Origin of the sequence: Olleya sp. Ti.3.14 (assembly GCF_038154885.1) — a bacterium.
In the GTDB taxonomy this organism is placed as follows: Bacteria; Bacteroidota; Bacteroidia; order Flavobacteriales; family Flavobacteriaceae; genus Olleya.
The window spans coordinates 179,321-202,061 of sequence record NZ_JBAKAO010000004.1; the positions used below are offsets into that span (position 1 = coordinate 179,321).

At 30.4% G+C, this 22,741-nt stretch carries 19 protein-coding genes and 1 tRNA gene; 4 read left to right on the forward strand and 16 right to left on the reverse strand.

The window, feature by feature from the left end; translation table 11 throughout:
* Positions 1-119: 119 nt before the first annotated feature.
* The 5 genes from V6251_RS08175 to V6251_RS08195 all read right to left on the reverse strand — a co-directional run bounded on the left by V6251_RS08175 (position 120) and on the right by V6251_RS08195 (position 7,662).
* Positions 120-620, reverse strand: coding sequence for an OmpH family outer membrane protein (locus V6251_RS08175; protein ID WP_292948162.1), 501 nt, complete (start codon positions 618-620; stop codon positions 120-122).
* 222 nt (positions 621-842) lie between these two features.
* The gene (locus V6251_RS08180) at positions 843-1,709 is read right to left on the reverse strand and encodes a class I SAM-dependent methyltransferase (RefSeq protein WP_341587824.1); all 867 of its coding nucleotides are present in this window, start codon (positions 1,707-1,709) and stop codon (positions 843-845) included.
* A 109-nt stretch (positions 1,710-1,818) separates the two neighbouring features.
* Positions 1,819-3,690 carry a tRNA uridine-5-carboxymethylaminomethyl(34) synthesis enzyme MnmG gene (gene mnmG, locus V6251_RS08185; RefSeq protein ID WP_341587825.1) on the reverse strand — a complete coding sequence of 624 codons (1,872 nt, stop codon included), beginning with the start codon at positions 3,688-3,690 and terminating at the stop codon, positions 1,819-1,821.
* 112 nt (positions 3,691-3,802) lie between these two features.
* Positions 3,803-4,219, reverse strand: coding sequence for an rRNA maturation RNase YbeY (gene ybeY / locus V6251_RS08190; protein WP_292948168.1), 417 nt, complete (start codon positions 4,217-4,219; stop codon positions 3,803-3,805).
* The gene (locus V6251_RS08195) at positions 4,216-7,662 is read right to left on the reverse strand and encodes a hypothetical protein (protein ID WP_341587826.1); all 3,447 of its coding nucleotides are present in this window, start codon (positions 7,660-7,662) and stop codon (positions 4,216-4,218) included. The genes ybeY and V6251_RS08195 overlap by 4 nt, the downstream gene beginning before the upstream one ends.
* Before the next feature lie 185 nt (positions 7,663-7,847).
* Here V6251_RS08195 and gltX point away from each other — a divergent pair, with 185 nt between their 5' ends.
* Positions 7,848-9,356 (forward strand): glutamate--tRNA ligase, encoded by a 1,509-nt coding sequence (gltX, locus tag V6251_RS08200; protein ID WP_341587827.1) that lies wholly within the window; start codon positions 7,848-7,850, stop codon positions 9,354-9,356.
* 54 nt (positions 9,357-9,410) lie between these two features.
* Here the strand turns inward: gltX and V6251_RS08205 are convergent, their stop codons facing one another.
* Positions 9,411-10,094, reverse strand: coding sequence for a hypothetical protein (locus tag V6251_RS08205; RefSeq protein ID WP_341587828.1), 684 nt, complete (start codon positions 10,092-10,094; stop codon positions 9,411-9,413).
* 77 nt (positions 10,095-10,171) lie between these two features.
* On the opposite strand from V6251_RS08205, the gene V6251_RS08210 reads away from it, so the two are divergent.
* A complete protein-coding gene (locus V6251_RS08210; RefSeq protein ID WP_145004995.1) occupies positions 10,172-11,092 on the forward strand; it encodes an SPFH domain-containing protein in 921 nt (306 codons plus the stop codon).
* A gap of 47 nt (positions 11,093-11,139) precedes the next feature.
* On the opposite strand, the gene V6251_RS08215 is transcribed toward V6251_RS08210, so the two are convergent.
* The 4 genes from V6251_RS08215 to V6251_RS08230 all read right to left on the reverse strand — a co-directional run bounded on the left by V6251_RS08215 (position 11,140) and on the right by V6251_RS08230 (position 16,083).
* Entirely contained in the window at positions 11,140-11,349 is a 210-nt protein-coding gene (locus V6251_RS08215; protein WP_191099503.1) for a hypothetical protein, read from the reverse strand.
* Positions 11,350-11,434: 85 nt separating this feature from the next.
* Entirely contained in the window at positions 11,435-12,592 is a 1,158-nt protein-coding gene (locus V6251_RS08220) for a GNAT family N-acetyltransferase (RefSeq protein ID WP_341587829.1), read from the reverse strand.
* 89 nt (positions 12,593-12,681) lie between these two features.
* Positions 12,682-14,022, reverse strand: a complete 1,341-nt coding sequence (locus V6251_RS08225; protein WP_341587830.1) for a TPM domain-containing protein — start codon at positions 14,020-14,022, stop codon at positions 12,682-12,684.
* A 51-nt stretch (positions 14,023-14,073) separates the two neighbouring features.
* A complete protein-coding gene (locus V6251_RS08230) occupies positions 14,074-16,083 on the reverse strand; it encodes a glutamine--tRNA ligase/YqeY domain fusion protein (RefSeq protein WP_341587831.1) in 2,010 nt (669 codons plus the stop codon).
* Between the two features lie 154 nt (positions 16,084-16,237).
* Between V6251_RS08230 and folB the strand changes: the two genes are divergently transcribed.
* Both folB and V6251_RS08240 read left to right on the forward strand, forming a co-directional pair.
* Positions 16,238-16,600, forward strand: coding sequence for a dihydroneopterin aldolase (gene folB, locus V6251_RS08235; protein ID WP_028282533.1), 363 nt, complete (start codon positions 16,238-16,240; stop codon positions 16,598-16,600).
* Between the two features lie 50 nt (positions 16,601-16,650).
* Positions 16,651-16,721: transfer RNA gene (locus V6251_RS08240), tRNA-Cys, on the forward strand.
* 183 nt (positions 16,722-16,904) lie between these two features.
* Here V6251_RS08240 and V6251_RS08245 read toward each other — a convergent pair.
* The 6 genes from V6251_RS08245 to V6251_RS08270 form a co-directional block, all read right to left on the reverse strand.
* A complete protein-coding gene (locus V6251_RS08245; RefSeq protein WP_292948187.1) occupies positions 16,905-17,255 on the reverse strand; it encodes a ribose-5-phosphate isomerase in 351 nt (116 codons plus the stop codon).
* Positions 17,248-17,772 carry a hypothetical protein gene (locus tag V6251_RS08250; protein WP_341587832.1) on the reverse strand — a complete coding sequence of 175 codons (525 nt, stop codon included), beginning with the start codon at positions 17,770-17,772 and terminating at the stop codon, positions 17,248-17,250. Before V6251_RS08250 ends, V6251_RS08245 begins: the two co-directional genes overlap by 8 nt.
* 8 nt (positions 17,773-17,780) lie before the next feature.
* Positions 17,781-18,458 (reverse strand): LysE family translocator, encoded by a 678-nt coding sequence (locus tag V6251_RS08255; RefSeq protein ID WP_145005016.1) that lies wholly within the window; start codon positions 18,456-18,458, stop codon positions 17,781-17,783.
* Positions 18,459-18,580: 122 nt separating this feature from the next.
* Positions 18,581-19,258 carry a head GIN domain-containing protein gene (locus V6251_RS08260; RefSeq protein ID WP_341587833.1) on the reverse strand — a complete coding sequence of 226 codons (678 nt, stop codon included), beginning with the start codon at positions 19,256-19,258 and terminating at the stop codon, positions 18,581-18,583.
* A gap of 111 nt (positions 19,259-19,369) precedes the next feature.
* A complete protein-coding gene (locus V6251_RS08265; RefSeq protein ID WP_145005022.1) occupies positions 19,370-19,672 on the reverse strand; it encodes a YbjQ family protein in 303 nt (100 codons plus the stop codon).
* Positions 19,673-19,825: 153 nt separating this feature from the next.
* Positions 19,826-22,069, reverse strand: coding sequence for a ribonuclease R family protein (locus V6251_RS08270; protein WP_341587834.1), 2,244 nt, complete (start codon positions 22,067-22,069; stop codon positions 19,826-19,828).
* Between the last annotated feature and the right edge of the window lie 672 nt (positions 22,070-22,741).

Consider the following 22,741-nt stretch of genomic DNA (forward strand, 5'->3'; position numbering starts at 1 on the left):
AATTAATAGCGCAATAAATATAGCTATTTATATCAAAAAGACTGATATTTAAAGTATTATAAGTCAAAAAAGGCGATTAACAGTAGTTAATCGCCTTTTTAAAAAAATCTATAAAAATCTTACTTTTTATATGCCGCATTTAAGTCTTCAATGATTTTTTGAGTCAAATCATTCTCTTCTTTTCCATACATTACACTTGGAGAATTCTCTACAGTCCCTAAAATGTAATCATAATTATTAGTTTTTCCGTAATCCTTTACAAAACCTTTAACTTTAGATATTAAAGAATCTATTTCTACTTGATATTCGTTTTGAAAGTTTTGCTGTTCTGCTTGCCAAGTTTGTTGTAAGCCTTGTGCTTTTTGGTTTAAAGCTTGTAATTCTGATTCTTGTTGACTTTTAGAAAGCGTTGCTACTTTTTGATATTCAACTTGAAACACCTGACGGAAACTATCTACCTTTTTTTTAAAGGCTTCATCCTTTTCATTATATCTTGCTTCTAAATCTACTTTCTCTTTAATTTCATTAATTACAAGACCATTATCAACGTAAGCAATTTTTTGCTTTTGACAAGATGTAAATACTAATGCAACAATTGCTAAACCTATTATTTTTTTCATTTTAATTTATTTTGATTTTGAGCAAATGTAAATAATTAAATATGTCAAATTTTATTTTTTTTAACAGATTTTAAAAGAATAAGATTTTTTTATAATAATTTTAATTCTAAATAAGAAATAGTTATTAAAAATGACCTCATATAAGCGTGTTTAAGACGTTTTTGAATAAAGGCAATATATTTATATGTTAGGACTTGAAATCGTTTAATCCTGATTTTTAAATTACTTTTTAGCTGTTTTAAGCGTATAAATCAATGAAGAATATTGCCCAGAAGACCTTGCTTTAAAATTTGAGACACAACCAATCCAAAAAGCTTTAAATATATTCATTCGTCCAGATTTATATTTCTCAGATAATAGACTGACATAATATGAATCAAAAAGCATAGGCTTAGTAAATTGAACTTTTAAATTTACTGTCTTAAATAAATTAGAAATAGAAATTTGATTAAAATGCCATAAATGTCTTGGCACATCATAAGCTGCCCAAAATTGTTTATAATGTTTAGCGTCGTAACTATTGTAATTTGGTACAGCAATAATTAAAACACCGTTTGGTTTAAGTAACGTTTTAAGTAGTGTGATTTGTTCTTCTAAATTTGGAATATGTTCTAAAACATGCCACAAGGTGATAACATCAAAACTTTGAGTTTTTAAAGTTTTTATTTGTGACAGATCTAATACAGCGTTTTTAGTTTTTTGATTTGCTATTGATCTTGCTTCCTCATTTGGTTCAATTCCGGCAACATGCCATCCATTATTTAATGCAGTTTTTAAAAAATCTCCTGTACCACAACCATAATCTAAAATATATTTATCGTCAGTTTGAAATGAATCAATCAACTTTAGTTTACGCTTTAATGCTATTTCCCTGACTGCATGATAAACGTTTTCTAATAGATTTCTTTTAGAATCTGTATGAGAAATATAATCTTCAGTTTTATAATATTCTGGTAATTTATCTAAAGTTGGTTTAGGAATCGTTTCCAAATAACCATAAGTTTTGTTTTCAATTAATTTAAAAACCTCTCCAGAAACTGAGTGATCTTTTACTTCTATAAACACATTTTGATTATTTTGACTAGCCACAATTACTTATATTTTGATTGATTTTTTGATAAGAATACAATTATATTACACATCAATAAATAAAAAAAACAGAACGTTCCACGTGGAACGTTCTGTTTTTTTGTCCAATTTATCTACCCATATACACCAACAAAACAGAAATATCTGATGGCGACACACCACTAATTCTTGATGCTTGAGAGATGGTTACTGGCTGTATTTTTTTAAGTTTTTCTCTTGCTTCAAAACTCATAGACTGAAGTTTTGAATAGTCAAAATTAGGTGGAATTTTTATATTTTCTAGACGAGTAAGTTTATCTGCATTGTTCTTTTCTTTTGCAATATAGCCTGAATATTTCACTTGAATTTCGGCTTGTTCAATAACCTCACTATCCAAATTATTATCATTAATATAACTTGAAACAGAATCAATTTGCTTCATATCTTCAATGCCAATATTTGGTCTAGCAAACATTTTAAACATCTTATCTTGCTGTCTAATTGCAGCAGAATCTTTTGCTTCTAACACAGGATTAATTTCGTCTGGCGTAACACTTGTGTCTCTAAAAAATTGTACAAATTTTTCAGCTGCATCATGTTTCTCCTCCATTCTTCTTAAACGTTTTTCGCTAGCTAAACCTAAATCAAAACCTTTTGGTGTTAATCTTATATCTGCATTATCTTGACGTAATAACGTTCTATATTCGGCTCTTGAAGTAAACATTCTGTATGGTTCCTCAGTTCCTTTAGTTATTAAATCATCAACCAAAACACCTATATAAGCTTCATCTCTTTGTAGTATAAAAGGATCGCGTTCTTGCACTTTTAATGCTGCATTTATACCTGCCATTAAACCTTGAGACGCTGCTTCTTCATAACCTGTTGTACCGTTAATTTGACCAGCAAAATATAAGCCATCTACCAACTTTGTTTCTAAAGTATGCTTTAATTGTGTTGGTGGAAAATAATCGTATTCTATAGCATAACCTGGTCTAAAAAACTTGACGTTTTCAAAACCGACTACAGAACGTAATGCTTTAAATTGAACATCTTCTGGAAGCGAAGTTGAGAAGCCATTTATATAATACTCGCAAGTATTCCAGCCTTCAGGTTCCACAAATAATTGATGTCTATTTTTATCTGCAAAACGATTAATTTTATCTTCAATAGAAGGACAGTATCTAGGTCCTAAACTTTTAATACGACCATTAAACATTGGCGAACGATCAAAGCCTTCGCGCAATAAATCATGAACCTTTTCACTTGTATAAGACATGTGACAAGAACGTTGATGAGTTAATGGTTTTGTAGTGTCTAAATATGAAAATTTTTCTGGATTAACATCTCCAGGTTGCTCGACCATTTTAGAAAAATCTAAAGACCTTCCATCCACTCTTGGTGGTGTTCCGGTTTTCATCCTACCAGATTCAAAACCCAAATTAACTAACTGTTCAGTAATTCCAGTTGCAGCTCTTTCTCCTGCTCTACCTCCACCAAAATTTTTATCTCCAATATGGATTAAACCATTTAAAAAAGTACCATTAGTTAAGACAACACTTTTAGCTTTTATCTTAACTCCAAGTGATGTTGTCACACCTGTAACTTTTCCATTTTCCACAATTAGACCAGAAACCATTTCTTGATAAAAATCAAGGTTTTTAGTTTGCTCTAAAATCAAACGCCAATCTTCAGCAAAACGCATTCTGTCACTTTGGACCCTTGGACTCCACATTGCAGGTCCTTTAGATTTGTTTAGCATTTTAAATTGAATAGCAGAGGTGTCACTTACAATACCAGAGTAACCTCCAAGCGCATCAATCTCTCTTACAATTTGCCCTTTAGCAATTCCACCCATTGCTGGATTACAAGACATTTGAGCAATGTTTTGTAAATTCATGGTAATTAGCAAAGTCTTGCTTCCCATATTAGCTGCAGATGCTGCTGCTTCACTTCCTGCATGACCAGCTCCAACTACAATTACATCATATACTTCGTTAAACATAATTTTAATTTGAATTAATACCAAGTAAAACCCAGTATCATTATATTGATTGTTCCACGTGGAACGTTTTTATTATTCTACTTTTAAAAGCGTGCAAATATACAACAAACAATTACATTGCTTTCAATAACGCTAATGCCTCGTTTTCTTTAGTGCGCATTAAGCTAGCATCAGCTTCAGTCTTATCTTTATATCCACAATAATGTAAAATACCATGAATTATTACACGATGTAATTCTGCATCAAATGAAACATCAAAATCTTTCGCATTATCCGCAACACGTTCTACAGAAATAAAAATATCACCTTGTAGTGTTTTTCCTACCGAATAATCAAAACTTATAACATCGGTCAATGTATCATGTTGTAAAAACTCTACATTCAATTTATGTAGATACTCGTCATCACAAAACACGTAGTTTATCTCGTCCTCCTTGCAGTTTTCTTTTAAAATAATAGAAGATATCCATTTAGAGATTTTCGCTTCATCTTGAAGCTTAAAATCGGTTTCGTTGTTAAAACTAATCATTTTTGTTGTTTAAAATACTGTTGTGCTTTTTGCTTATAAATTTGCTGCAAAGGTAAGGTTTGCTTATTCAATATCTCAGTTGTATTAAAATATTGTTTGGCCTTATCTATTTGATTGTTAGTTGTATTTTTAAACACTGTTGTATTAGTTTCAGATTGTCGCTTTTGTTCTTGACCTTGTTGTAATACTGCATTTTCGAGTTTTAATAACTGATGCTGAATATTCATCATTTTACTAAGCGTTTGATTAGTAAAACCTTTGTTAATTAAATCCACCTCAACCTGCTCCATGTCTTTTAATAATTGCTTTGCTTCTCTACTTTCGCCTAAACCTTCTTTATCCAATCGCTCTTCTAAAGCTTGACGCAAAATTTGCTGTTCTTGATAAATTTTAAATAATTCAGCATTACCTTCTTCATTTAATCCATTATCACCTTGTGGACTTCCACCTTGACCTTGACCGTTTTCTCCTGGTTTACCACCTTCACCTTGTCCTTCTCCATCGCCATTTTCTCCTGATTTACCGTCTTTTCCATCCTTCCCACTTTCGCCAGCTTTTCCATTTTCACCAGATTCACCTTTATCACCTTCTTCTCCCTTTTTACCTTCTTTTCCTTTTTTCATGGCTTCACCCATTTTTTTAGCTAACTCTTCTTGGCTAATAATAATATCTGGCATTGGCATACCTCCTTCACCTTGTCCTGGAGATGGCATACCCATTTGGTTTTGCATATTGTCTAAAGCACCACTTAAAAAATCAGCCAAATTATTAGCAGAAGTAACTACATATTGTTGTGACGATACACCTTGATATAATTTGTTTTCCGAAAATTCTTCTAAAGCCATATCTATATTATAGTATACCTCGTTAATTTCTCTATTTATGTCTTCTGAGAATTTTGGTTGTCTCAATGAAATTGCAAAAAGACTATCATCCACATGCTCAAAATGTGTACGAAGTTCTTTTTGTTTTTTAAGGTAACTCGCATACTCATTATGATTAATTTCTATGCTTTTAAATTGTTTCATCAAAGCTTCTTCATCCATAGAAAAAATTACCAAATTATCCAAGATCTGACGTAACATAGCAATATCTTCCTCTAGTTGCTCTTGCGCAGCACCTGCCATTTGCCTCTGCATACTTTGGCTCATTTTTTTCATTTTTTGAGCTGCACTTTTTTGCTTTTGTTTTGCTGACTGTTGTTTATCTTTTTTTTGGTTCTCATCCTTAGCAGCTTCTTTTTCTTGTAACTGGTCACTTGCCTCTTGCTGCTCTTCCTTAATGTTTTCCTCGTTATTTTTGTCTCGAGGTACATCCATCGGATTTTTTAAATCTTGATTATCCTTTTCTAAATCCCCTAATTGTTTTTGTAAATCTTCAAATTTTTTATTGATCTCGTCTTGTTTGTCACTAGTATTTTCTTCCTCTTTACTATTAGCTAATTTGTCTTGTTCTTTTGCCAATTTATCAAGCTCGTCACTAATTTTTTCCATTTTTTTAGTCACATAATAACGTTTAGTAAGCTCTACCAATTGTTCTAAACTTCGTTTTTGACTTTTAGCCTTTTTAGCAAGATTGTCCAACTTTTTTGTAAATTGCTCTTTACTAAATTTGTCTTTTAGTTTTTCTAATTCTTCAAGCAATTTTTCATCCTGCTTAAGTTGCTCTTCATTATCCTTAAGACGTTGTTTTAAATCTTCCTTGAACTGATCGTCTTCCTTTTTATCTTTTTGAAATTCGTCTAAATTATCTTTCAACTTTTTGTTGAATTGCTTCATCATTTGTTCTTGTTCTTTCTGACGTTTTAAAAAATTTTCAAATTTTTTCTTATCATTAAAGTTCAATTCAGCTTTTTCTTTTTGCGTTTTAGATAACTCTTGTAATTCCTTTTGCTGTTTGTCAAATTTTTCTAAAGACTTGTTTAAATCCTTAACGGTTTGATTTTGCTCTTGTAATTGCTTTTCTTCTTCCTCATCCTGTGTACGTTTTCTAAAATTAAACACAGTACTTTTAGTACTTTTAATACTATTAACAGCGTCGTTATCAAATACCTCAAAATACAAATCATAAGACACACCTGCATCTACTGATAAGTTATTAGGAAAGCTGGTTATAAATTGATCAAAATTAGATTTTGTGACTGGAATGTTTAGCGTTTTTTTACCAGCTGGATTATCCTTTGGATAATATACCAATTGTAGCTTACTTAAACCATAATCATCACTTACTTGTCCTTTAAAATAAAGGGTTTGATCATCTAAACTATCCACCTTAACTTCTAACTTTAAATCAGGATATTGATCTTTGATAATAGTAATACCGTAAGCTAAGTTTTCGTAATGTTTAATAGACTTATTACTGGTGCTAATGTTGTAATCAAAATTAGTATATACCTTTTTTGAGGTCTCAAAATAACCAGATTTTATGCTAGAAAAAGCAATAGTATCTGTACTTATTAAATCGACCTTTTCCGTCGCTTTAGTATTAAGTTGCCATGTAATTTTGGTTCCTTGTGGTACAATTGCATTACCAATACCTTTTAAAGTTTCGTTACGTTTGTTAGTATAGTTTGGATACTCCAAATGCATATCAAAACCAACCAATGTAGGTACTTCTACAACTTTTAAAGTGTATGGTTTACTTGTAACACCATTAGCAGTAAAATTAAAAGTTATATCTTTATTGGGCTGTTCAAAAACGTATTCAAAAGTTCCGGATTGACGTTGTTGCAAAAAATAAGTTTCGTTATTGTAAGTAATTTTAACATTATCAGGTACTACGTCGCCTTGCGTTGTTGCTAATAACCTAAATTCTTTATTTTGAGTAGTTTGTAAGTTTTCATTTAATACAAAAAAAGCAAAAGGAGCAGGAGGCTCATAAGCAGTTTGATAATTAACAACCCTTTTGTAGCTGTCGCTAAACCAATTTAACTTACCAGAAATAGCAGCAATCACAAATATTAAAATAGGTATAGCTGCATATTTTAAATATTTTATATTTTGTTTAAAATTTACTGCTAACTTAAACGGTATTGGGCTTAATTCTACTGATTTTTGATCAATACTTGCCAATAATAATTCCGATTGACTACCAGCTTCCTTTAATTGTAAAACATTAAGTAACTTATCGTTAACTTCTGGAAAATGATTACCAATAATTGAAGATGCTTTTTTATAATCAATACCTTTTTTAAGTTTAAATAATCTAGCTAATGGTAGGACAATAAATCTAACAAACAGCGTTAATTCGACAATTATAAACAACCAAAACAAAACGGTTCTAGCGGTTGGACTTAGCCATAAAAAATGTTCGATTAACAGTGTAAAAATAAAATACAGCAAGCCAATACTAAAAAATAATAGCGCACCTTTAATCAACTCATTAGTATAATATTTTCTAATAAATTGCTCTAATTTGGTCTGTATAGTATTAAAATTATTCAAGTAATTGCTATTTAACTGACTAAAATACATTTTTATTTTTACACCTAAATATTTAGGATTATAAGTTATTGTTAAAGGTAATCGCTTACGCGGAAAAAAAGCCTGTGTATAAAGCTGTTCTTTATCCTTATTTTTTTGCTGTTTCTACTACTCTATTCTATCTTTGCAAACTCAAACGAAACAAGATGTCAAAACAAGTCAGAGTGCGTTTTGCACCAAGTCCAACAGGACCTTTACATATTGGAGGTGTACGTACAGCTCTTTTTAACTATTTATTTGCCAAAAAACATAACGGAACTTTTGTATTACGTATTGAGGATACAGATCAAAATCGTTACGTAGAAGGTGCAGAACAATATATTGTAGATGCCTTAAATTGGTGTAATATTCCTTTTGACGAAGGACCAGGTAAAAACGAAAAATTTGGACCTTACAGACAAAGTGAGCGTAAAGATTTATATAAACAATACGCAGACCAATTAGTTGCTAGCGGAAATGCATACTATGCTTTTGATACCTCTGAAGAATTAGATTTTCATAGAACTGACCATGAGTCAAAAGGTAAAACATTTATCTATAATTGGCATAATCGCTTAAAATTAAGCAATTCGTTAGCACTTACAGAGGCACAAGTCCAAGCTAAATTAGATACTGGAGACGATTACGTTATTAGATTTAAAAGTCCACAAGATCAAACACTACATTTAAAAGATATTATTCGTGGTGATATTAAAATAGATACCAATGTTTTAGATGATAAAGTATTATTTAAAAGCGATGGTATGCCAACCTACCACTTAGCAAATATTGTAGATGACCATTTAATGGAAATTACGCATGTTATACGTGGTGAAGAGTGGTTACCTAGCTTAGCTTTACACTATCAATTATACCAAGCTTTTGGTTGGGAACAACCGGAATTTGCACATTTACCTTTAATATTAAAACCAACAGGAAAAGGGAAATTAAGTAAGCGTGATGGAGACAAATTAGGCTTTCCAGTGTTTCCGTTAGAGTGGAATCCAGAATTTGGTGATAGTGCTACTGGTTATAAAGAAGAAGGTTATTTTGCAGATGCAGTTATTAACTTTTTAGCCTTTTTAGGTTGGAATCCAGGAACAGAACAAGAGATTTTTGATTTAGAAGGATTAGTTGCTGCTTTTGATTTAAACAGAGTAAATAAAGCAGGAGCACGTTTTGATCCAGATAAAATTAAATGGTTTAATCACCATTACATGCAAGAGCAGTCTAACGACCATTTAGCAGAAGCTTTTCAAAAAAACCACAAACAATTAGAAACTATTGATGTAAATTATATTGCATTAGTTGTTGGCTTGATTAAAGAACGTGCCACATTTGTTAATGACTTTTGGGATTTAAGCAGTTACTTTTTTGTTGCTCCAGAAAGTTTTGACGAAAAAGCCTCTAAAAAAGCATTTAAAGACGATACTAAGGCTATAATGACAGATGTTTTAACTGTTGTATCTAACATTGAAGATTTTGAAGTGGAAACCCTTCAAAAAGACATTAAAGGATGGATTACTTCAAATGATATCGGTTTTGGTAAAGTAATGATGCCTTTACGTTTAGCTTTAGTTGGTGCTTTACAAGGACCAGATGTTTTTGATATCATGTATATGATTGGTAAAAATGAAAGCATTAAACGTCTAGAAAAGCTTATACAAGCGCTATAAAACAAAAAAAGCCATCTAACATTAGATGGCTTTTTTTATGTCTTTTATGTTGTTTTAAAAAGTTAGCATTCCTGTAAAGGCAAACATACTTTGGTTTCCTTTAAAATCTCTACCTAAAACTTGGTTAAAATCAGAATCATTTAATGCACCTAAAATATTAGTAAAACCATAAATATATTGCGCTCTTAATTTAAAAAAACCAATACCTAAAGTTGCACCAACAGTACCATTAACATTAAAGTTGTTTAAATCTTTAACAGCTTTAGCCTGAACTGTATCAAAATCTGCTAGAATAAAATCTTCTTGCTGCTCATCACTTAGCTCTAAATCACTATTGTATTGCAACATTGGTCCAAAATCTATAGTAAAATGAGAGCTTCTAAAAGGTTTAGCATGCCATAAAAACTGTACTTGAGCAGTAAAAATTTTATACTCTACATCTTGAGCAATACTGGATAATGGTGTATCAAAACCTGAAGTACTAATAGTGTTTTCAGACAGCTGCATTCCATAACTAACATTAAACCATTTTTGAGGTATATCCACTGTAGCAGTCATGTTAGCAATCCAACCGTCTCCTTTTTTAGTTTCAAAATTGTCTGTAATGATATCAAATTGAGTGACTCCTCCACCCAAAGAAAATCCGTTTTTAATTTTATAACTTGTATGTTGACCAAAGTTTTTTGTAACAAAACCTATAGTTAGTGCTACTAATAAGATGAATTGAATTTTTTTCATAGTAAATTAAGGGGTTTGTCCGCAAATATAACTTAATTTAGTAACCATAGTAGTATAACCATTAAAATCCATTTTTCATGAATCCAACACTTATTATCCTAATAGTCCTTGTACTATTTGTCTTTTTATCCTCATTTTTTGTTGTAAAACAACAAACAGCTGTTATTGTAGAGCGTTTTGGTAAATTCCATAGCATACGCCAATCAGGATTACATCTAAAGATTCCTGTAGTAGATAAAATAGCAGGTAGATTAAGCTTAAAAATCCAACAATTAGATGTCATTATTGAAACTAAAACCTTAGATGATGTATTTGTACGTCTTAAAGTATCTGTACAATATCGTGTAATTAGTCAAAAAGTTTATGATGCTTTTTACAAATTAGATTATCCACATGAACAAATTACAAGTTATGTATTTGATGTGGTACGTGCCGAAGTACCTAAAATGAAATTAGATGATGTTTTTGTTAGAAAAGATGATATTGCAATTGCAGTAAAAACTGAATTAAATGATGCCATGTCAGACTATGGTTTTGATATTATTAAAACCTTAGTAACAGATATAGATCCAGATGCTCAAGTAAAAGCTGCAATGAACCGTATTAATGCTGCAGACAGAGAAAAAACTGCTGCACAATTTGAAGGAGATGCTGCACGTATCTTAATTGTTGAAAAAGCTAAAGCTGAAGCAGAAAGTAAGCGTTTACAAGGTCAAGGTATTGCGGACCAAAGACGTGAGATTGCTAGAGGTCTAGAAGAGTCTGTAGATGTATTAAATCGTGTTGGTATTAACAGTCAAGAAGCCTCTGCTTTAATTGTAGTTACACAACATTATGATACATTACAAGCTATTGGTAGTGAGACTAACAGTAACTTAATATTATTACCAAACTCACCTCAAGCAGGTAGTACAATGCTAAACGATATGGTTGCAAGTTTTACAGCAAGTAATCAAATTGGAGAAGCGATGAAAAACGCAAAGAAAAAGGAAAACTAATCCTTTAATTTATACTAAAAAAGCCTCACAAAATGTGAGGCTTTTTTTTATGAGTTAGATTTATATTTATCAACCATTTCATTTAAACTATTTAAATAATTTTGTAATGATTGGGTATCCACTTTAGCAGCACTATTATCACCATGTGGTAAGGTAATCCTGGTTTCATCTAGATACTTTTGAAGCTCTGGATAGTGTTCTTTAATTTCAATTGTTTTTTGAGATATTTTTGTCAATAATTCTTGAGACGTAGTCATAGCTGTGTGATTTTAAGTTATTTACCTAAATTAACCTAAAGACGTTTCAAAACAAAAAATATAATGCTAAAGATTTACTAAAGTCTTATTTAAATGGATGTCTTTCCTCCCATTTTAAAGTAGGATTTAATGTGTTTACAATGTACTTTAAAGTTGGATTTAAAATAAAATTGTCAGTATGCTTAATATAAATACTCATAGCAGTAGGCTTAGCACCAACTGAGCTTTTAATCTCCATAGCAGTTCTAGCATAAACCACCTTTTTAAACCCATTTACAATTGCAAAATCTAACATATCATACAACATATTTAAATACAATTGGTACTTGGATTGAAAATCCGGATTATAACCTAAAAAGTAAGTTTCTAACTGGTTATTGTTTAAAATTAAGGTATAAAACCCTATTAATTGATCATTTAGATAATACCCAAACAGCCTAAAATCTTGATCTAATTCTTTTTTTAAGTTGAAAAAATGCCTTTTATCCAACACAAAAGAATTAACCTTAGCATTATCCGAAACGTTTTTATATAACATATATATAGCTTCCGAAGCTAAATTTATTTCATTTAAATCTAATTCCTTTTTAATAACATCTGATGCTTTTTTTAAAGCAGATTTATAACGACTTCTGTACTTTTTGTTTAATGCTACAACATACGCTTGACTACTACTCCAACTTGATGGAATTGTTAAAACCATATTAGGCTGGACTTGTAATTTATACAATTTATTTTTAGTAAATAAATGTTGATTTTGATGGATACTATCACTTTCAAAATAGTCTTTAAAACAAATCATTCTAACACGTTTATTGTCTTCTTTTTTAATTTGAATTGATAACGCGTCAATAACTTTAAAAATAGTATCCAAAAACAGGGTTTGAGAAATCATTTTAGTATTATAATACAGACCATGTTGACCAGTATGCATCAAATTACCAATAATTAAAGCATTACCTCTAACTACAGTAGCTATTAAAGCTTTTGTAAGACGTTTTAAAGCATTATCTGTAGGATTTCTAAAGACATCATCAAGGTAAAGTTTAACGCGTTGTATAATTGCTATTCCTACCAAATTATTATCCTTAAAAATGCCAATATAATTAGTACTAATATTTTTTGGACAAGAGTGTTCTAAGGCTTTTAAAAAAGGAGTTTTTAAAAACAAATCATTAGTCGGTAAAGCATCCCAATAATCAGGAAGATCTATAACCGATTTATAAATTTTAAAGTGAATCACGAGTATAAATAAAAGACTAATAACTAATTAATTAGTCTGTATTAATATAAAACTTTACAAAATACATGCTGTAAAAGTCTCCTAAAGTATTACCAACTACCACTTGCACCTCCTCCAGAGGATCGTCCTCCACCTCCAGAATAACTACTGCTTGAAGATGATGACCTTGACGAAGAATAAGACGACGAGGAATAGCTTGATGCACCTGACGAGGAATACCCTCTAGCAGAACCTGGATTTAATGTAATTGATAATTTAGCATCGCGCTTAAAAAATGAAAATCCAAACGACTTATTATATTCTCCTTTAATTTGATAAATAGCAAAATATATGGCTATAAAATGAAACAGTATAATAACAAATATAAAACCACCTAAGACATAAATAAAATCTACGTTTGCCATTACACTGTTTATATCTTTATTAAAAACAATATCAAGCAAAAAAAAGAAACCCATTACAATTGGCATTGAACCAAATATAAATCCTGCAACAAATAAAAATACTGTTGTTGGTATATAAAACAGATAAATAAAAGCACCTAATTGTCCTGTAAAAAGACTTTTAAAAATAAGTATTGCTCTAGTAAAAGCTAATTTTAATAACACAAAATAGCCTATAAATACAAAAATGGATAAAAAGCCTGTTATCAATAAACCTAAAAATAATTTCAGGAAAATAACGTAAAAACTATTAATAACTAATAATGCTAACGTAGCATAGACTATAAACTTAGTCCTATGATCGTTATATAGTAATTTAAGTTTAAATGTTTTAAAACTTTGTTTAATAACGAGTCTGTAATACGCATAAATACCTATCCAGAAATAAACAAATAATAAGATAATAGATACAATAAGCTTGGTTATAACATGTACACCATCTGTAGACTTATCGTTTGTTGATACTGCTTCTTTATTTATAAAATTAGAAAACTCGTTAGCATAAATTGGATCATCAATTAATTTAATAAGCTCTGAGGTTGCATCATCAATACCTTCAAAAAAACGACCTTGTTTAAAAAGTGGTGTTATCCTATGTCTAATAACTCTAGATGCAAAAGCGTCTGTAATAATAGGCTCTAAACCATCTCCTACTTCTATCCTAACCTTCTTGTCATTAATAGCTATTAAAATTAAAATACCATTGTCAACATCTACTTTACCAAAGTTATTACCTTCTTGATTAAATACAGAATACGCATAATACTCAATATTTTCACCATCCAAATCTGGTATGGTTAGTACAACAATTTCATGTGTTGTTCTGACTTCAAAAGCAGTTAATTTATCTCTTAAAAGTTGGGCTTGTTTAGTACTAAATATAGAAGCATTATCTGTTACCATGTCACTAATAACAGGATACTCTTGTGCGTTTGTATTATATATACAAACTAATAAAAAAAGTAGAAATGCTTTGAATTGTTTCAATAGAAAAAAAATAACCTATCAAATTTTTACATTTGATAGGTTTTTAAATTGTTAGTTAAGCGCTTTAGCTTCGTTTACTAAAAGCTCACTTTTGTCTTCCAACGCTTTGTTAATAAAGTCGGTTATCGCTTCGTTTTTATCTAAACCATTATCAAGTAAAACACCTAAGGTTATCATAGTAATAACACGAGTGCCTACTTTTTTAACTGCTGTACCAAATAGTGGTTCTAAATCTTGATAAGCAACGTCTTTTGCTAGTGCTTGTATTTCGGCTTTAGCCTTATCTTGTTGTTCTGGCTTCATCCTATCATATTTTTTACCATATGATTTTATTTGCTCTATAGCAGGACGATTGTTTTGTTGTGGTTGTTTTTGTTGGTTATTTTGCGCATTAGCAGCTGGTTTTTGTTTTGCCCAACTATCACGTAAACCAACAGTTTTATTAAATACTAAAGCGTCTGCTTTAGAGTCGTTATCCACATTAAAATATCCTAAACGTTGAAACTGAAACTGCTCTCCTACCTTAGCTTCTTTTAAACTAGGCTCCACAAAAGCGTCTATAATTTTTAAAGAGTTTGGATTAATAAACTCCATAAAATCTTTATCCTCGTGACTATCTGGTGCTTCGTCTAAAAATAATCTGTCGTATTCTCTAACCTCAGCTTTAACTGCATGTTTAATACTTACCCAATGTAAAGTCCCTTTAATACGACGTTCTGTGTCTTCAGAGTATGTACAATGTACTTCAGTTATATTTCCATTAGCATCTTTAACAACGCTATCTGCTTTAATGATATAAGCATTTTTAAGACGCACTTCTCCGCCTAGTTTTAGTCTAAAAAACTTACTACTAGCTTCCTCTTTAAAATCTTCTTTTTCTATATATATTTCTCTAGAAAAAGGTACTTTTCTAAAACCTGCTGCATCATCTTCTTGGTTATTTTCTGCTTCTAACCATTCTTCTTTGTCTTCAGGATAATTTGTAATAACCACTTTTAAAGGGTCTAAAACTGCCATTACACGTGGTGCTTTTTTGTTTAAATCCTCACGTATACAAAACTCTAAAAGTGCAACATCAATAATATTATCACGTTTAGCGACTCCAACAGTTTCAACAAATTTTCTGATAGCTGTTGGTGTAAAACCACGACGACGTAACCCAGAAATTGTAGGCATACGTGGATCATCCCAACCGTTTACAATACCTTCTTCTACTAATTTAAGTAACTTACGTTTACTCATGATAGTATAACTAAGGTTTAAACGTGCAAACTCACGTTGTTTAGGTTGCATTGGATACTCTGATTTAGAATAATCATATACTTGCTCCTTAAACCAGTCGTAAAGCTCTCTGTGAGGCTTAAACTCTAGTGAGCATAAACTGTGTGATATTTGCTCTATATAATCACTCTCTCCATGCGTCCAGTCATACATTGGATAAATACACCAATCATCTCCTGTCCTGTGATGTGCTTTCTTTAAAATACGATACATTAATGGATCACGCATTAACATGTTAGGATGTTGCATGTCTATTTTAGCACGTAAAATATGTTCCCCTTCATTAAACTCGCCATTTTTCATGCGCATAAAAAGGTCAAGATTTTCTGCTACAGTTCTATTTCTAAATGGTCCATCAACTCCTGGTTGTGTTGGTGTCCCTTTTTGTTCTGCCATAGCGACAGAAGATTGAGAATCTACATACGCTTTACCATCTTTTATTAACTGTACAGCCCAATCAAATAGAATTTGAAAATAATCTGACGAGTATACCTCGTTTGCCCATTTGTAACCTAACCAAGAGATATCCTCTTTAATAGCATCTACATACTCCTGCTCTTCTTTTGCTGGATTAGTATCGTCAAACCTAAGGTTAACTGGTGCGTTATATTTTTCGCCTAAACCAAAACTAATACCAATTGCTTTAGTATGACCAATATGTAAATACCCATTTGGTTCTGGCGGAAATCTAAAACGTAGTTTACTTTGATCTAAACCATTGGTTAAATCTTCTTCTATAATTTGCTCTAAAAAATTGAGTGACTTTTTATCTTCAGACATACGTGCTTTGCTTTATTGTAATTGATTATTGCTATTACATCAACTTAATAATAAGCTGTAAAATTAGTTATTTTTTAGTTGAAATGAATTTAACCACACTTTAAAAATTTAGTAAACTACTATTTTAGGTACTTTTGCTCAAAATTTAAAGAAAATGGGAATAATTAAAGTTGAAAATATACGCGTTACTGCATATCATGGTTGTTTAAAAGAAGAAACTGCTATTGGAAGCGACTATTTAGTAAATTTAAAAGTAAAAGCAGATTTACAAAAAAGTACAACATCTGATAAATTAGAAGATACAGTAGATTACGTATTTTTAAACAAAGTTGTGGTTGAAGAAATGGCGACACCAAGTGCACTTTTAGAGCATGTTGCTAAGCGTATTTTAGATCGTATTTTTAAAGAAGATACATTAATTACTATTGCAACGGTTGCTGTAAGTAAAATAAATCCTCCAATTGGTGGTGATGTACAGATGGTTACAGTAGAATTAACAGAAAAAAGAAAAAACTAACAGAAATAGGGTAAAACGGTAATTATTTTTATATTTGCTGTCCTATTAAGGGTGTCGTGGCCGAGTGGCTAGGCAGTGGTCTGCAACACCATCTACAGCGGTTCGAATCCGCTCGACACCTCAAGAAAGCGTTACTTTATAAGTAGCGCTTTTTTTTATGTCTTTATTTTATATGAATTTTAAAAGATTAAAAGCAGGTTACACAATAACAATCATGTAATTATAAAACTTAGATAAAACATTTATTTTTTCTAATTATGATTAAAAATTATGAAAAGATTGCTACGTATCTCGCAATGACAAGTTAGTTAAACCAGACTGCATATTTTTTTCGACGTAAGTCTAAAGCTAATGCTTCTTCCATTTTTAAAGCTTCTGCTCTAGTTGCAATTGGTCCAATATGATTGTATAAACTAGGTCTTAAATACATGCCATATTTCTGGACAATGTTAGACGATAACTTATGTCCCTTTTTGTTTACGTAGCCAGTTTTATGTTGTAAAAAACGCTCTTTGGGCGTTTTGCTAGTCATACCAACATATAAACACTCTAAAACACCATTAAACTGTGGATTAGCAGCTCTAAACTTAGTATTTTGAGTAAATACTTTTTTTGACAATTCCACAACGTAAATATGATATTGCGTTTTAGACATATTCCGTTTTGCGTCTTACAAAATAGTCTACAATTACTAATATAGAAGCCAAAAAAACACCTAACGTAAATAATACATTAGCGTAAGGCCAATGTTGAATTTTAAAAAGAATTCCAAAAGCAATACCACCAATACTAATAGCTATAAAGCCGTAATATACTTTTTGTGCAATATTGGAAAGGACAAGTTTATTGTTATTAAAATAATTAGCACTTTCTGTTAATAACCACCAACCAAATAGTATTATTAAAATACTAAAACCAAATACTTGATTAAATCCAAGAAGAAAGTTTAAACACCACAAAACAATCATAATAACTTTAATATAATCCATGGTTTCTTTGTCTTGTTTAAAATAAAAACGAATGGGATATAATATCAAAATACCACTAAAACTAAAGGTCAATAAATCATATGCATTTGGCCAATGCATAATTTTAAATAAGATACCTAAAAGTAAAATTGAAATACAAATACGAAGAAGTAAGGTATTTTTTTTAGGTTGAAAAGTACTCATAAAACAAATTATAATGGATTAATTTGCTCAAGCTTTTCTTTAATTTTTTCTTTTTCTTCTGGAAAAAAACCTTGTGCTAACAGCAAAATACCAAATCCTAAAATAACTAAAGCAATAATTTTTTTAGTTTTAAAAATAAGACGTGGCGTTAATTTATTTTTAAGTCTTTTAGCTGCAATAATTTTTACTAGATCTGTCACAAAATAGGCAACCAACATGGTTGTAACAAAAACAATTACTCCGTTATGCGAAGTTGTAATTTTACTTGCCAAAACTATAAAACCTAACCAACCTAATAAGACACCAATGTTAATAAAGTTAAGTAAAAATCCTTTGACAAATAATTTACCGTAGCCTTTTTTAAATTCTACTTTATGATATTCTTTAACAATGGATCTAAACGATCGCGATGTTTTAACAAACGAAATTATGCCATAAAACACCAATAATACACCACCAAATATTATAAAATTAGGGTCATTTTCAATTTTACCAAGTAACCTTTCAGTACTAAAAAAGGCGACTACAATAAATAAAATATCGGCTAAAATTACACCAGCATCAAATATTAATGCACTTCTTACCCCTTTAGTAGCACTAGTTTCTAACAATACAAAAAATACAGGTCCTACGGTAAAAGAAAGTATTATACCAAAAGGGATAGCTGCAAGTATATCGTCAAACATTGATTTTAATTGTGTTTATTACAAAGTAAAGAAAATATTTAATTAACACATAGTACTATAGCTACAAATAAAAAAAGCTTCAAATTAAATTTGAAGCCTTATTATAAATCTGGTTAAGTTATTTAATCATTTTTTACAGAAATAGAACCTCCAAACGTGTGCTTTTTAGTTACTATTTGTGGATCTCCATAAATATCAATGGTTCCACCTGCTGTAATACGTGCATCTACAGAATCGCTTGCTTTAACCTCTGCTTCACCAGCTGCTCTAACTTTTACTGTTGTATTTTTTGTTTCAAAATCACGACCTTCATAAATACCTCCTGTATTAAGCGTAATGTCTTGCGTGTTGGCTTTACCTCTAGTTTCTACAATACCTCCAGAAACAGCTCTTACATTAACTGTATTAACGTCTAATCCAACAATTATAGAAGCACCTTCTTGTGCACGAAGCTCTATACTGTCCTGAGTTATTAACTCGTTACCAACAACTATGGCTCCTTCATTAGCATCAATTACTTTTAAATCTGTGTAATGCACAGCTACAAAAGTTTTAGTACCATCAAAACTACGATCAAATTTCATGCGTACTTTTAAGGTATTGTTTTTAATTATAATCTCTACGTCATCTATATCCTCTCCAGTAATCATAACTTTATTTTCGTCTGATTTTACAAGACTTACTTTAATTAAGTCAAAGACTTTAACTTCGTTAAAATCACCAACATTTTTGTTTTTTGGATTTTGAGCAAAAATTAAAGTTGTTGCTAAAAAGAAAACTGTAACTAATAAATTTTTCATTTTAAAAAAGGTTTTGTTTTAATAAAGAGGCTTCTTTTTTGCAAGTGTTACACTTTTAGTAATATTAGTTTTTATTTATAAACACACTAAAAAAATAAAAAGACTAACTATTTATTTTTGAGGCGCTACGCTTACTGCTGTTCCTGTTACTGAAACAAAAAAATAAGAGCCATTTACGGTTTCAAAATCAACATTTATGCCAACCACTGCATTTGCATTTAAATTGCTTGCATTGGTTTGTAACTCTTGAAAAGCATGTTCCTTTGCTTCGTTTATAACGTCTGTTGTTAACTCTTTATTTTTTTCGGTCTTAAAAGAAAATTTTGTTTTAGTCTCAAAAGAGGTTCCGGTTATAATCCCTTTGTATTCAATTATTCTAAATCCTTCAATAGAATTTGTTGTTGTTAATATCATGGTTATTGATTTTAAATATTAGTAGTTAAATGTAATAAAAAGTTACTGTTAATAACGAAAACTATATACTGGCTAAAAAAAAATGTATCAAAAACTTAAAGTTAATTGATACATTTTTTAAAATTTTTAAGGGTTAAAAAAGGTTAGTCACTATTAACCTTCGTGCTTACCAATTAGGTTAAAGTCAAGATGACGTTTTACTAAATCGGCTTGTTTTACTTTAACAATGACCTCATCTCCAAGTTGATAAACTTTTTTAGTATTACGTCCAACTAATGCAAATTGCTCTTGATCAAAATCATAATGATCGTCATTAATATCTCTAATTCTAACCATACCTTCACATTTATTAGAGATAATCTCTACATAAATTCCCCAATCGGTTACACCAGAAATTACACCAACAAATTCCTCGTCTTGATGGTCTTGCATAAATCTAATTTGCATGTATTTAATCGAGTCACGTTCAGCTTTAGTTGCTAAATATTCCATGTTACTAGAATGTTTACACTTCTCTTCATATTCCTCTTGATTAGCACTTTTTTCGCCATCTAAATAACGTTGTAACAATCTATGTGCCATGACATCTGGATAACGTCTAATTGGTGAGGTAAAGTGAGAATAATCGCCAAAAGCCAAACCGTAATGTCCTATATTTTTAGTGGTATACTCTGCTTTAGACATGGTTCTAATTGCTAAAGTATCTACTAAATTTTGTTCTTTTTTACCTTGAACATCTGTTAATAACTGGTTTAAAGATGATGCAATTCCGGCTTTACTTTTAAAGTTTAGTTTATGACCAAACTTTGCAACTACGCCTTGTAAAGCAGCTAGTTTACTTTCATCTGGCTCGTCATGAACACGGTAAACAAAAGTTTTTTCTGGTTTCATTTTAGAAACAAACTCTGATACTTTTTTGTTAGCCAGAAGCATAAATTCTTCTATTAACTTGTTAGCATCTTTACTAGTTTTAAAGTGAACACCAATAGGATTTGTATCTTGATCTAAAGAGAATTTAACTTCTACTTTATCAAAACTAATAGCTCCTGATTGCATACGTTTATTACGCATTTTTTTAGCTAGCTCGTCTAATTTTAAAACCGCTTGTGCTATTTCTGGAGTTGTATTATACTGTTTACCAGTTAATGATACTTCGTTTGGAATGGTTGTATCTATTTTTTCTGGATTAGAAATAATTTCGGCTTTGTTAAAAGTAATGTTATTTTCAATGATTGCCTGTGCTTCTTCATAAGCAAAACGAGCATCACTATACGTTACTGTACGACCAAACCATTGGTCTTTAATTTCGGCTTTATCATTAATTTTGAATACTGCTGAAAACGTATATTTCTCTTCATGAGGACGTAATGAACAAGCACCATTAGATAAAATTTCTGGTAACATAGGTACTACTCTATCTACTAAGTATACTGAAGTTGCACGCTCATAAGCTTCGTCATCTAAAACAGTATTTTCCTTAAGGTAGTGTGATACATCTGCGATATGGATTCCTATTTCATATAAACCATTATCTAAAACTGTAAATGATAGTGCATCATCAAAATCTTTAGCATCTTTTGGATCTATAGTAAAGGTTAAATCTTTACGCATATCACGACGTTTTGCTATTTCTTCTGCAGTAATATTTAAGTCAATAGAATTTGCATAATCCTCTACTTCAGTTGGAAACTCGTATGGTAAACCATATTCTGCTAGTATAGAATGTATTTCTGTATTATGCTCACCTGCTTTACCTAAAACTTTAATTACACGACCATTGGGTGAATCTGCTTTGTCTGGCCAATCCTCCATTGTAACCACAACTTTATCGCCATCTTGGGCTTTTAAAGTTTTATTAATTGGCACAAAAATGTCAGTTTTCATTTTATTACCATCTACAACAACAAAAGCAAAGTTTTTCTTTTCGTGTATTTGTATAATACCAACATACTCAGTTTTAGCACGTTTGATAATATTGGTAATCTCGCCTTCAAGCTTACCTTGTTTTCTTCGTTTATAAACGTATAATTCTACTTCGTCACCATTTAGTGCTTTATTAACATTGTTAGAAGCTATATAAATATCGTTCTCAAAAGCATCGCAAATAACGTAACCGTTACCACGTTGTGCTGCATCAAAAATACCAGTATGATACTCAGTGTTAACAACTGCTTTAAATTTTCCACGATCTGTTTCTATAATCTCCTCTTTAGCTTTAAGTTGCGCTAATTTTTTAATAATCTGATTACGACTACTAGCATCATTAACTCCTATTTTAGCTGCTATTTGCTTATAGTTAAAGCTTTGGTTTCTTTCTTTTTTTAAAATACTTAAGATTGTATTTGTAAGGTTGGAAATCTTATTATTTGAAGGTTTCCTGTGTTTCTTTTTTGTCATTTAATTTGTAATCTATTGAATCTCTAAGATACTTGAAATTCTGTTATTTATAACTTAATACAAGGAGAAGATTGGTTATTAAGTTTATACAAAGCTACGTTATTATAATTAAATGGATATTAAACTAATATTAAATCTTGAATTTAGAGTTATTCACATATATACTATATATCATTTATTTTCTTTTAAATTTAAAAAAAAAAATAGTGATTATTATAGCTTGTTAATAGCGGTATAACTTTTTTAGATTTTGATTTGATTTGTTTAATAATAGAGTCTATTAACAAGTTATTAGCTATCTAAAGTATTTGGTTTTAAAGTAAATACTTATGTTATTAACAACTGTTAATAACGACTGTTGACAACAGATTTTTGATAAGTATTTTAAAAATTGATGTTGGTATCTGTAATTTTTTTAATGATAAGTATGCAAAAAAAAAGGGCTAACTTTTTTGGTTGTTAATAACCAATTTTGGTTTGTAAAATTAACTGGATAATCCTAACAAAAGTTTTAAAAAACAATCACAAGATATTAACAAGTAATTAATACTTAATCCTGAGTAGTTAACAATTTAATAATAGTGATTGATTTTTAAATAATTACGAATTTAATTTTTATGAATAAGTTAATAGCTATTACTTATTAATACTTGTAATCAATTATTAACTTTG